General features: G+C 38.2%; 8 protein-coding genes, 1 tRNA gene and 1 pseudogene. 3 read left to right on the plus strand and 7 right to left on the minus strand.

All coding sequences use genetic code 11. The features are described 5' to 3' along the window. Positions 1 to 329: 329 nt before the first annotated feature. The 7 genes from ACM46_RS13815 to ACM46_RS13845 form a co-directional block, all read right to left on the minus strand. On the minus strand, positions 330 to 1,094 hold the full coding sequence (locus ACM46_RS13815) for a LytR/AlgR family response regulator transcription factor (protein WP_048507268.1): 765 nt from the start codon (positions 1,092 to 1,094) through the stop codon (positions 330 to 332). Positions 1,095 to 1,167: 73 nt separating this feature from the next. Then, positions 1,168 to 2,487: a RagB/SusD family nutrient uptake outer membrane protein gene (locus tag ACM46_RS13820; RefSeq protein WP_048507269.1), complete on the minus strand. Its 1,320-nt coding sequence runs from the start codon at positions 2,485 to 2,487 to the stop codon at positions 1,168 to 1,170. Positions 2,488 to 2,499: 12 nt separating this feature from the next. Beyond that, entirely contained in the window at positions 2,500 to 5,838 is a 3,339-nt protein-coding gene (locus tag ACM46_RS13825; RefSeq protein ID WP_048507270.1) for a SusC/RagA family TonB-linked outer membrane protein, read from the minus strand. A gap of 6 nt (positions 5,839 to 5,844) precedes the next feature. Beyond that, positions 5,845 to 8,427 carry a zinc-dependent metalloprotease gene (locus ACM46_RS13830; RefSeq protein WP_048507271.1) on the minus strand — a complete coding sequence of 861 codons (2,583 nt, stop codon included), beginning with the start codon at positions 8,425 to 8,427 and terminating at the stop codon, positions 5,845 to 5,847. A gap of 112 nt (positions 8,428 to 8,539) precedes the next feature. Further along, positions 8,540 to 10,126 (minus strand): histidine kinase, encoded by a 1,587-nt coding sequence (locus ACM46_RS13835; RefSeq protein WP_048507272.1) that lies wholly within the window; start codon positions 10,124 to 10,126, stop codon positions 8,540 to 8,542. A gap of 506 nt (positions 10,127 to 10,632) precedes the next feature. After that, positions 10,633 to 10,717: transfer RNA gene (locus tag ACM46_RS13840), tRNA-Ser, on the minus strand. A 128-nt stretch (positions 10,718 to 10,845) separates the two neighbouring features. Further along, positions 10,846 to 11,073 carry a hypothetical protein gene (locus ACM46_RS13845; RefSeq protein WP_048507273.1) on the minus strand — a complete coding sequence of 76 codons (228 nt, stop codon included), beginning with the start codon at positions 11,071 to 11,073 and terminating at the stop codon, positions 10,846 to 10,848. Between the two features lie 175 nt (positions 11,074 to 11,248). On the opposite strand from ACM46_RS13845, the gene ACM46_RS13850 reads away from it, so the two are divergent. The 3 genes and pseudogenes from ACM46_RS13850 to ACM46_RS23885 all read left to right on the plus strand — a co-directional run bounded on the left by ACM46_RS13850 (position 11,249) and on the right by ACM46_RS23885 (position 12,736). Continuing rightward, the gene (locus ACM46_RS13850) at positions 11,249 to 12,226 is read left to right on the plus strand and encodes a GTP pyrophosphokinase (protein WP_048507274.1); all 978 of its coding nucleotides are present in this window, start codon (positions 11,249 to 11,251) and stop codon (positions 12,224 to 12,226) included. A 210-nt stretch (positions 12,227 to 12,436) separates the two neighbouring features. Then, positions 12,437 to 12,484, plus strand: a pseudogene (locus ACM46_RS23880) (hypothetical protein); the annotation flags it as partial. Between the two features lie 39 nt (positions 12,485 to 12,523). After that, positions 12,524 to 12,736 carry a hypothetical protein gene (locus ACM46_RS23885; RefSeq protein ID WP_241486017.1) on the plus strand — a complete coding sequence of 71 codons (213 nt, stop codon included), beginning with the start codon at positions 12,524 to 12,526 and terminating at the stop codon, positions 12,734 to 12,736. Positions 12,737 to 13,226 lie beyond the last annotated feature (490 nt).

Genomic DNA, 13,226 nt, shown 5'->3' on the forward strand with positions numbered 1-13,226 from the left:
AAGAATAAGCAGTCTGTCCATGCAGATGTCCATCCAAGTGTCCATGCAAAGGTTTCTACAAAGATTCTAATCCTTATTTTCTAAATACTGCATATCACGCTGAGGCCTGTGTTTAAGCCTATTTATACAAAAAGCGCCTGATAGGGCGCTGTGTTACTTTTATGTCTGTTCTGTACAAAATGTGGCGTTTGGAAAAATAAAGCAGATCTCCACAATGCATCAATAATTAACTGTAAATCAATTATTAAAATAAATATTGAGTCAATTCAGAATTGGACATTTTAATTAATGGGGAGTAGATTGCCTCATTAACTGTGCTTCTTTTTTGATCAACTGTTCAGCCAGCTTAGAAATTCAGTAATCTGCATCTTGCTGATGAAAACATCTGCATTTACTTCAGGAGCCGGGGAAAGTTTCAGTTCGATTTTTTGACTTGAATGTTTAATAATTTCTACGATTGCATTTTTATGAATGATAAACTTACGGTTGATTCTGAAGAAAAGCTCCGGATTTAATTTATGTATAATATCTTTAATGGTATCGTCATAAATATAGGTCTGGTTATCGTTTGTTGTCAGAAAAAGATATTTTCCTGAGGCGAAAAAATAAGCGGCTTCATTTTCATCTACAGACTTGAGCTTATTCCCTTCTCTCACCATAAAACGCTTCATCTTTTCAGCATCGTCTGCCTGTCGCAAAGTAGACATTGTTTTGAGTACCGGTTCAGGATCGAAATTGGATCTGATGGAAATGAATTTCTGTAAGGCCTGATGAAGCTCTTCTTCTTCAAAAGGCTTCAGAAGATAATCTATAGTAAAATGCCGGAATACCCTTAAAGCATATTCATCAAAAGCAGTTATGAAAATAACGGGAGTGAAAAGTTCCACCTGTTCAAAAATTTCCAGACTCATGCCGTCTCCCAGATGAATATCCATAAAAATAAGATCTGCAGACTGACTGAGAAAGAAATCTATAGCCTGGGTTTTTGAACGGAGAATCACGGTCTCTGTAACAGGGACTATGCTTTGCTTATCCAATAAATCCTTGAGATAATTAACGGCCAGCAATTCATCTTCTATAATGGCGATTCTCATAACCCTGCAAAAATACAAAAAAACCGCTAGAACTATTACATTCAAGCGGTTTCAGGGTTGTTAATATGAAATGTTATAAATTAGGATTATTCTTCTTAGCACTCATAGGAAATTCAATGGTGTATCTCACATCATTCTGCTGAAGAATATACTCTGTACCGTTCACGTTATGGATAATTTTTTTCTGATTAGCTCTCCTTAAATCAAACCAACGTTGTCCTTCCAATGCAAATTCTCTGAATCTTTCGTCCAGGATAAAATTCATGAATTCTGTAGTATTCATCGGAGTCATCTGGTTTTGAACTGCGGTGTAGCCATCCGGAGTGTACCTGTTCTTTAACACTTTAAGCAATGTATCTTTCGCTTCACTCAGTCTGTTCAGTTTCAACAAGGCTTCAGATTTTATAAAGTACATCTCTGCACTTCTGAAAGATACTCTGAAATCAATAGCTCCTCCTTTGATCACTTTGTATTTGCTGCCGTTCTTTTCAAAATAAAGTCCGAATCTTTTGTCTGTAGCCGTATTGTATTGCGAGATCAGTTCCGGAGAGGCAAAGGAAACATTCTGCACTGCGATATTGAATGCATTATCCAAAGCAAGAATAGATTCTACTGAAGCAAAATGGTTAGGAGCTGTAGCAGTCGTATTTAGATTACTTACATCTCCTTTAACCGCTAGGGTCTGTTCTGAAAAACTTAAAGCCTTATTCCAGTCACTCTGGTAAAGAGCAATTCTCGCCTGAAAAGCTTTCAAAGCTACCTTTGAGAATCTGTAATTGATACCGGACGGTTGCTTCTCCTCCATCATCAGTCCTTCTGCTTTTGCAATATCTGCATGCACCTGATCATAAACTTCCTGTACAGAAGAAGGTTTCAGCACCTGTTCAAGATCAATTTCAAGACTGATAGGTACTCCTCTGTCTGTTGCTGCAGTAGCACTGTTGTATGGTTTTCCATAAAGATTCACCATATCAAAATATAAATAGGCACGAAGCGCATAGGCTTCTGCAAGAATCTGCTGTTTTTCAGGAGAATCTGCCATGGTTTTGCTTCCTTCGATGATGATCTGATTCAGATAAAAGTTCACTGAATAAAAAGCCACCCACGGAAATTCTGCCGTTGCCTGATCTGTATTTGAATCTTTCCACATCGCAATTTCACGATATATATTGAATTCATTTACACTCTCATCTATATTCATCTCATCGGTACGCAAAGCGGTTAAAGATTTATGAATAGGATATTTTGAATATGCTGATGTAAGTACTTTACGGTAATCTTCCACACTGACAGGAATAATTTTTCCTTCAGGCTGTATATCTAAAAAACGGTCACATCCGATAGTGGAAAGGCTTAATGCTGCGATCGCAATGATTGTTGTAATTTTTCTCATTTTTCTCAAGTTTTAAAAAGAAACATTAAATCCTACTGTCACTGACTTTGCAATAGGCTGTGCATAGATATTTCCATAGGTTTCCGGATCAAAGTAGCCTTTATATCCGTTACTGAACACAAACAGGTTACGTCCTTCAATACTCAGTCTCAGGCTGCTGATTCCCATAGGGTTTGTAAACTCTTTAGGAAGTGTATAGCCCAAACGGATGCTGCTGATTCTTACATAGCTGATCTCTTTTGCCCATACATCAAGCAGGCTGTAGGCGCTGGAACGGTTACCGGTGAACCATTTATTGCCCATCCATCCCGGATTGCTTCCCATATCAGGACTGGTGATTCCCGGAAGCGAATTTCCGGCTTCGTAGATATCTCTTGTATAATTTCTTCCTCTGTCCAGGTCCATTCCACGGTAAGATGGTGAACTCATTACGGTCTGCTTAAAGTTGAACGCAGCAGAAATAGTCATATCAAAGTTGCGTACTTTAAATGTGTTGATAATTCCTCCCGTAAACTTTGGATCCCTGTCTCCTACATACGTGAAAAGACTTCTCAGCTCTGCATTGGACAATTTTGAATCTACCAACTCGCCCGGAAGAAAATCTGCATACACATCATACAGTTTAAAGAAGTCTTCAGCAGAGATCTTTTCATTTCCTTTCCAGAACATCGGGTTTCCGTTGGCATCTATTCCGGCCGTTTTCAAAGCAAAAACAGCGTTTACCGGCAGACCTTCCCTAGAAGGCAGAAATGCGTTCTCACGAGGCTGCTCACTAAGAACCCGGCTCTTATTGTGTGCAAAATTGATGGTGGTAGACCATTTGAAATTTTCATTATCAATATTTCTGGTAGACAAGGCCAGTTCGAAACCTTTGTTGGTAAGACTTCCCCAATTCATCATCGTATATTCAAATCCGGTTTCAAGCGGCGTTTCTTTCATACTGATCATGTCTGTTCCTTTCCTGCTGTAGACATCTGCCGTAAAGCTGATGCGGTTTTTCAACAAACCAAGATCAAGACCTAAATTGACGTTGGTTGTTTTTTCCCAGCGAAGCTTATCGTTCGGAGGACTAAGCACATTGATGATTTTCTCTTTAGTTCCCGGAAGAATTGTATAGTCATAGTATTCACCGATAAAGAACGGCGAAGTATTACGGTCAATATTTCCCTGAAGACCATAAGAAGCTCTTAATCGAAGGTTAGAAACAGCCGTAAGATTCTTCATGAAGTCTTCTTTCGTTACCAGCCACGAACCTGAAACGGCCCAGATTGGCAGGTATTTATATTTTTTATTAACCCCGAATAAATTGGTTCCGTCATATCGTACACTTCCGAAAAAAGTATATTTCTGATCAAAAGTATAAGAAGCCGTTGCAAACATGGAAGCATAAGCATTTTCTACAGGAGCCATTTCACGGTAAGTCTCATATCTTTTATCCGAAGCATCGTTTAAATTGGGGAAAACGATAGCTGTAGCTCTTCTTGTCATGCTGTCATAACCGAAAGCTCTGGTTAACGTTGTATTATCTTCCGTTTTACGGATTTCTGTTCCGGCCATCAAATCAATTTCATGTTTTGAATTGATTTTTGTACTGTAGGCAGCCTGCAGCTTCCAGTTGTACTGAAAGAAACTGTTGTCCCAATTCTGCTTCACCCCACCGTCCGGAAGAAAATAGCGGTATGCTCCCTCTTTATAATACCGTGTTCCTTCTTTCATCTTTCTGGTAAAATAGGTATTCTGGGCAGCAAATTTCTCCGTATCATTAGCATCATACTGAAGCCCCAACTGTGAGGTAATTCTCAAATCCTTTGTTACCTTATATTCCAAATCCAGAATGGCTTTCAAAGATTTGTTTTTCAGGGTATAGCTTGTATTTTCCCTTTCTTCCAGGAAGTTAAAAGGAACATATCGGTCGGAGAAACCATCAATATCCTGATCATATCTGTAGCTTCCGTCTGCATTGTAAGGACTCAGATAAGGGTTGGCATTTCTTGAGTAATTGATAGGGTTTATGGACGCATCAGCATCAGTTACAAAAGACTCTCTTTCGCTATGGGTTCCGAAAATAGAGATTCCTGCATTTAATTTATCGCTGATTTTATAATTGTTCTTTAAAGTCAGGTTATATCTTTTAAAACCTGTCCCGATAGTAGTTCCCTCTTCATCATAATACCCCAGTGAAAAATAGTAATCTGAACGGTCACTTCCTCCGGAAAGGCTTAATCCGTACTGCTTATTGATGGCATTTCTGTACAGAAGTTTACCCCAGTCTGTATTGCTGTTTCTCAATCCGTCGATCTGCTGGCGCGTCAATGAATTCACAGCATCAAGACCTCCGCTTCTGTAGGCATCAAGCTGTCCGTTTTTGGTTAAAATTCTCATGACTTCCCCTTTATCAGCACGGTATGTAAGATCAGCACGCTGAGCAAGTGATAATTCAAGGTCTACTTTTTCCGAAGCATTAAGCAAGTTCAGTCTGCTGAAATCAGGGCGTGCGGTTACAAAGGTATCGGCGGAGAAATTCACTCTCATGGTTCCTCTCTTTCCTTTTTTGGTGGTAATGGAAATTACTCCATTTGCGGCTCTCGCACCATAAATAGCCGTTGCTGCAGCATCTTTAAGAATGGTTATGTCTTCAATATCATTAGGATTCAGTCCTGCAATAGAGAAATTCTGAAGTTGGTCAATATTATCTTTATCACTGAAATTCGGAACATCATTTCCTTCTAACGGAAGACCATCTATTACCCATAGCGGATCCTGCGGGCCTGAAAGCGAAGCAGTACCCCTGATTCTGATTTTAGCAGGGCCTCCCGGTGATCCTGTTTGCGGTGTTACCGCTACTCCGGCAATCTGTCCTGCCAGCATCTGATCAATACTGGCAACACCCGCCTGGTTGATGTTATCCATCTTCACAGTAGAAACGGCAGAAGTCTGTTTACGTTTTTCAATCTTCTGGTACCCGGTAATAATAACTTCCTGGATTTTATTTTTATCTGAAACCTCAGTATTTACCGGAGTTAATTTCACATTGTAACCTGTCTGGTCTTCATTGATCTGGATAATTCTGGACTCATAGCCGAAAAAACTGACCAATACAGACTTGGCATCTGCAGGAATTTCAAGAGTAAATCTTCCGTTCTTATCGGTTACAGTACCAATGGATACGCTTTCGATAATTCCTTCCTGATTGGTTTTAGCCGAAACAGACTGGGTTTCAACCTGTACAGACGCTCCGGCAATAGCGGCGGAAGTTGTTCCGTCCTCAATTTTTCCTGTGATGGTTTTCTTTTCCTGGGCAAACGCAATCTGAGCGGCCAAAAGAGGTAAAAGGATTAGAGTTTTTTTCATAGCGGATTATTTATTTAAAGCCTCTTTAATTCTGATGATCAAGTCTGCATAATGAGCCCTGGAAGCTTCATCACCTTTATTTTTAGTTTTGTTCAGTAGGTTCAGTATTTTCTGAAGTTCCGCTCTTTTGTAAGTGGTGACTTCAGAAACTCTTTTCATGGATGAATAGTTGATATTTCTAAGACTGTGATCATCTTCATGAAAATTACATATCGTAGGGATGTTCAGTGTATTTTCAACCTTCAACGCTTTCACAGCCGTTTTTTCGAATAATTTATTCACAGAAACAATCAGAGCGTCTACATAGTTTTTCTGAGTCATCTTTTCAAGGATGGTCAGGCTTCCTTTTTTATTGAAAATAGCTCCTCTCACCTGATCAAATAAATTCTCTACGGTGTAGACTTCTTCTTTTGAACCTGACACTTCATGCTTCAGCTCGTTTTCAAGGATTCTGAGCAATCGGTCATCCATAAACAGGGAATACAGGTTGGCATACTGCATTCCTCTTGCCAGTGTATAGGGTGTCTGTTCAAACGGCCCCATCGGTGAGTTTTTAACCGGATAGGTTTTCTCTGTAATCGGGTTAAAGAACAGCCATTCGGGAAGATTAACCGCATTTTTAATCAGGTAATCCACTGCTCTTTTCTGTGTTTCGGCAGGTACGGCTTCATACGCTTTTGCTTTCCCTCCAAAAACGGTATTGTTCAGATAAATACCTCCAACATTGGCCATCACATGTCCCGTATACAGATCCCACTGCCCTATTGCTCCCAGATACAGCTTACCTGCATCGGTATAACTCTTTCCGTCTTCATAGGTCCATGACAGTAGATTTTTAACAACCACTTTCAGGTTTTTCATTCCATACTCGCTGGCTTTCATCGCATCGTCTCCTAAATCTTCGGACTGCGAGCGCGGATCTATGGTTTCCAGGAAGTTTTGCTGCTCACCATAGAAATACATCGGATCATCCTGATGCTTTTCTATTAAGTTTCTCAACGATTTTTTCTCGGTCATCTCATCCGGATACCAACGGTAACCCCATTCAATTGCATATTTATCATACGCTCCGATTTTGGGACTGATCGCGGTAACCCCATCTTCAGGCTGAGCCACGTAGTTGTAACGTGCATAATCCATAATTGAAGGTGCGGTTCCGCCCATTTTGTCGGTAAACTCTTTGGAACGAAGCGATTCTACAGGAAAGGCAAATGATGCTCCCATATTGTGCTTCAGTCCGAAAGTATGTCCTACCTCATGGGAGGATACAAAGCGAATGGCTTCTCCCATATGTTCATCACTGAATTTATTTCCTCTTGCTTTCGGATCTATCGGTCCGGTCTGAATTCTCATCCATTCCTGAAGAGAGGTCATCACGTTATGCCACCATATGATATCCGATTCAATGATTTCACCACTTCTCGGATCCACTACCGACGGCCCCATCGCATTGGCCTTTGGTGAGGCAGCATACGTGATCACAGAATATCTTACATCATCAATATCAAAATCTTCATCTTTTTCATCCGGCATTTTGGCGATCACGGCATTTTTAAATCCTGCCTGCTCAAAAGCCGCCTGCCAGTCGTATACTCCTGCGATGATCTTTTCGCGCCATTGTTTCGGTGTAGAAGGATCTATATAATATACAATCTGTTTTTTCGGTTCTACCAGTTCCCCTCTCAGGTACTTTTCTTTATCTTCATCTTTGGGTTCCAAACGCCATCTGGTAATGAACTGTTTTTCATCCATCTTCTGCTGGCTATCACTGAATGTCCAGTGCTTTTCACTGAAGAATCCCACTCTTGTATCTCCTGTTCTCGGCTGCATAGGCACTTTGGCAAGAAGTACAATATTGCTGGTTACTCCCAATGTTACCGGCAGATCTACTCCACCTTCGTTAACACTTGTGGTCAGCTGAGACTTTACCACCAGATTCTGAGGAAAGGTTTTCACACCCTCAATGTAGGAAAGGTTCGATTTTACGGATCCTCCAAGCCCTACATTCGCCAGAACATCATTAAAACTCTTCTGGTTCCCATCAAAAACCTTATTCACTTTAATGGCCACCGAAGTGGAATCATTATTTTGAGCTTCAATATCAAAAACTTCAATGACAGACTCTGAAAAATTATCTTTCACAGATTTTGTAATGGCATCGTTTTTAGGCGAGGACACCTGAGGAATCACAGTTTTTACCCATACCTTTTTCGCCACTCTGTCACGATGAAAGGAAATGACTTTATTTTCGTAGTTCATTCCTTTATTCAAACCTGCTTCATTCACCTGCATTGGTACCTGAGACAGTTTATTGACTACCAGAAATTTACGCCCCATAAGGCTGTCTGGAATTTCAAAATAAACATCGGTTTTCACCTGGATTGTATTGAAGATTCCTTTTTTGTAGGTTCCTTTTTTTATAAGGTCTTCAATTTTCTTTGTTTTTTTTGATGAGTCTTCTGTTTTTGCAGATTTTTCTTTATCCGTTTTTACAGAATCTTTCTTTTGTGCAAATACCGCCGGGGAGGATAAAGCAAGTCCCAGGTAAAGGGCCAGTCTGTAATTCTTCATTAAAATAGTCCTATTCATTCCAAATTATTAGATATACTAGTTTCAGCAAGCAAAACTAGAAGTAAAGAAATAATTTCAACAGTAATAAGGAGTGAAAGGTGTATTTTTGGGAGTGAATGGATTTTGTTTTTTACTCTAATAACGGCAAAAAACATATGAAATATTCACCGTCTACAGAAATATTAACAGAATTCTTTTTAAAATAATCATAAACCTGATTCAAATAGTCAATTCCGAATTTAGCGCTCTCCACGGCTTCTCCGGTCTTGGGCTGCCATGTATTTTTCACCGTGATTCCTTCTTCTTCAACAGTTATAATAATCGCCAAAGGGTGATCTATAGTGGCTATATTATGCTTTATTGCATTCTCCACAACTGTCTGGAGTGACAGATAAGGAATTTTCCGGTCTAAAATTTCAGGATGATTGATCTGAAGATCAAAGGTAAGCTCTTCATCAAACCTGCTTTTCAACAGTTCCATATACTGCCGGATGAAGCTGATCTCCTGTGATACGGGAACAATATTCTCTTTCGGAGGAACAATCAGGTAGCGGTAAATTTTGGAGAGATTCATAGTGAACTTCTGTGCATTGTCTTTATTGATTCCAATCAACATATACAGGGAATTGAGTGAATTGAAGAGGAAATGCGGATTGATATTGTTTTTAAGCTGTTGAAGCTGATGCAGAACTTCTTCTTTATGCATTTTCTCGTTTTCTACCAAGAGCAGGTTTTTCTCGGACTGTATCTTTTGCTGCTCTTCGTAAGCGATTGCTGCGGATCTGTAAAACAAAATAAAAACAGCAAGAATAAGGAATAAAGCCGCCACAAAGATGTAAACGGTATAGGTTTTCGTTTTGTTCACACTTTCATCAATCAGGAAATTAACATGATTCACCACGACATATCCTTCAAAATTGTCTGTTTTTAACGGCTTAATGAATCGGGTTACATCCAACTCCAGGTATTCGGAAATGGTACTTCCTTCGGTATATCCCAGTTTTGTAGTGCTGGAAAGGGTATCTTTTGGGGTAATATTGGTGAAATCAAAAATATTTTTTCCTAAATATTTCTGGTCAGGATGGGTAATGCAAATACCTTCTTTAGTAAAGACATAGGCATAATTATTCGGGGTTTTATCGATGTTAATAAAGTACTGATGGAGGTCGTCCAAGCTCACTGCCGAACCATAATAAAGGATGTCCTTTCGTGGCAGCACAAGAGAATCATAGCTTATCCAATACATACTGTCTTTACGGCTCATCAGGAAATCGCTGAAATGCCCCGGGCCGTTATTTTTTATTCTGGTATAGTTTCTTTCTTTTATCTTATCGGTAAAAACCCCGGACAGAGAATTGCTGCTCTCAGATTTCCCGGATTTAGCATTATAGTAGGAATACCAGCTGTATGGGAGCAGATTCCTTTTGCGGTTCAAATCATTTAAAACAGAAGAGTAGTCTTTATAATTTTTGAAACCGTCTTTCTGGATGAGTGCACGAAGCAGATATTGATAGTCTTCGATGTTCCTGAATTCTTTTTCTATGGTTTCATATTTTCGCACAAAGGTTTTCCTTGCGAATTCTTCATTATTTTTCCGGCTGTCGCGGGTAATGAGGAAACTCAGAACCGCAAAGGCAACCACTGCAATGAAGCAGGCCGACAAAACCGCTATATAAATAGATTTCTGGGATAATATGTTTTTAAAATTAGTTTTCATTCTTTTTCTCCATACTGTTCTTCCGTACCATTCAATCCAATGATCAATCGTTAAAAATCTTATGATAAGATTCTTTCTTATACACCCAATGGATGTATTTTCTGTGTCGTGTGATTTTCTAAGGTATATTTGTTAAGCAGAATATTTTTTCAACGCTAAGTTTGATACTGATCCTGCGTATTGTAAGGGGTGCAAAGAGGAAATCAATTGTATTGATTCGATTAAATAGGTGTTTCACCAATAGCTTTGCAGCCTTCTTTATTTTTTAACGCAAAGTTTGATTCTCATACCGCATTTCATGGAGGATGCAAAGAGGGAATCAATTCCATTGATTCGATTAAGCGGATGCTTTATTGGTGAGCTGGCGGCTTTACAGCATCCTCTACTGCTTTCAAGATACCGCAAGTTATCTCCTATCTTATTTCTAAAAAGTTACATCCTGCATCCGTGACTTTTATGCATAAAAAAGTTCCATTAGAATTCTAATGGAACTATTAGTTTTTCTGCGGAGAGTGAGGGATTCGAACCCCCGGACCTGTTACAGTCAACAGTTTTCAAGACTGCCGCAATCGACCACTCTGCCAACTCTCCTGAATAACGGGTATACCGTTGTTTTCAGTGGTGCAAATATAGGACGATTTTATATTTCTGCAAAACTTTTCTCTGATAAATTTTAACAAAACTTAATAATAGGCTTAAAATCAGGAGAATTATTTTTTCTAAAGCAGCTTATCCTCTTCCCTGTCTACTATCGCAATAAAGCTGTTTTTCAGAAGATCCGCCGGATATACAAACTGCTCCCCATTTTCGCCTTTCATAACAATAGCGCCCTGCTCATCATTCAGGCATTTATCCAGCTGGCTTTGCATCTCATTCAGTCTTCCATCGGGAATATCAATGGTGTAGGTTCCTGTGACGTGGGTGATTTTTATGATTTTTGTTTTCATATTTTTTTGATTGGGGGATAAATTTAGGGATTTTGAAATGAATGAGAAACACGACTTCAAGTTATTACTTCATTAAGTTATGATTTATAGCGGAAGTTTTTAAGAAGCACTTTACTAATAATTACATGCTTTATTTTTCATAAGGCTTTTTCTATATTTGTCATAAACTAATTAAATGGCAAAAATGGAAATCTCGGACCTACAGTATGAATATCAACAACATAGCGTCAATTTTGAAAAACTAAGGCTTCTAGTTATAAATGAATTTAACGAATTACTACTTAACAACAAAGTTAAATTAGGGTTTCCAATACAATCAAGAATAAAAAGTATAGAATCAATAATTGAAAAACAAGAATCCAAAAGGTTTACAATAAAAAAAAGCTTACTAGAACTACAAGACATCATAGGAATTCGCATTGTTTTACTTTTTAAACGAGATATTGAAGTTGTTTCAAAGTTAATAAACAAGCACTTTGATTATATAAATAGCTATGACCCTGTTGACAAATTAAATCACAATCAATTCGGATATTCTTCGAAACATTATATAGTAAAAATACCTAATAATTGGACAAATGTTCCAACTAACAAAAATTTAGGCGAATACACATTAGAAATTCAAATTAGAACATTATCACAACACAATTGGGCAGAAACATCCAATGCATTACAATACAAAGATGAAAAGAATGTACCTCGACAAATAGCAAGATCAATTGGGAGAGTATCAGCATTGTTAGAAATAATAGATTTAGAATTAGAAAGAACACTTCATGATCGAGATTTATATATAGAACAGATTAATAAAAATATAGATCAGGGTCAAGAACTAAATATTGAAATAATAAAGAAAGTTTTCAATGAAAGATTTACTTTTTTAAGTAATAATTCTATTGAACGATATTCTGATATTATGAGTGATCTGCAATATTTTAATATTTACACCATACGTGATTTGAATGATATTTTAGATCAAATTGTTAAAATAGAGGGTGAGACAATTTTTTTCTACGCCTCTTCAATTCAACAGTGGTTAGATTATCCTATCACTGAGTATCAAAATATGTCTTCCATTGTAAGTACCCTTCTCTTCAGTAAAGACAATACTAAGTATATTAATATGTTGAATTTTTTAGAAGATAAGATGTGACATCTATAAACACCTTATCATTCGGTTTTTATCTAAAAAAGCTGAAATTGAGGACCTTTTGACTTCCTTTAATATATTATTTTACAACGTCCACTCCCTACACACCAAACATTTTTTTTCTATATTTGTAAAAACACAGCCCCACCCTATGAAAAGCTAAGAACTCTAAGAAAACAGAAAGGCATTACTCAGCAATATCTTGCTGATATCATTGCAACCGATGTATCCAACTATAGCTGTAAAGAAAGCGGTGATGTCAGAATATTTGATGACGAGTGGGAAAAGCTGGCGAAAGCTTTGGACGTAAAAGTAGAAGACATTAAGGAAGAAAAATCGGGTAATACAGTCAATTTTACTGATTCATCTACCAATTCCGGAACTGCAATTCTTAATAATCATTACAACATCCCGGATTATATCTTAGAAAACCAGCAGGAATATATTACCCTCCTGAAACAACAGATAGAAGAACTGAAAAAGGAAAACAAGAAGTTGAAATCCGGAAAATAAAACTCTAAAACAGATCATTATAACAAAACTGCTCTATACCAGAAGCAGTTTTTTTCGTTTATGCCCTTCTATAACCGTCGACACGCCCTTGCATAAGTCCATCTACCCCCTTACCCAAGGGGTGCCTCCCCTTCCATAAATGGATAGAGACTGTTTACAAAGTAGCTGAAGGCCGTTATAAAGAACCTCTGAATGCTTATAAAAGAGGCTGAAGCAGTTTAAGGAAGGGGCGAGAGATGGCAGTTCAACTGTATAGAGGGAGTTCTAGACTTTATAAGCTTGAAAGCTTGAAAGTTTCTATTAAAGATCTGTGAGATCTGAGCAATCTGCGGGAAATAAAACTGGTAACATTAAGTTTTGGCTAAAGCCAAATGACATTTTGTTTCTATTTAAGCTGGCTAAAGCCCGCTCCTATTGAATATAATGAGTTATTGTTCAATAGAAAACCTGAGATTTCATTTTCACCAAGACCGTCATTGCGAACCGCAGG

The organism is Chryseobacterium angstadtii, assembly GCF_001045465.1.
Lineage (GTDB): Bacteria > Bacteroidota > Bacteroidia > Flavobacteriales > Weeksellaceae > Chryseobacterium > Chryseobacterium angstadtii.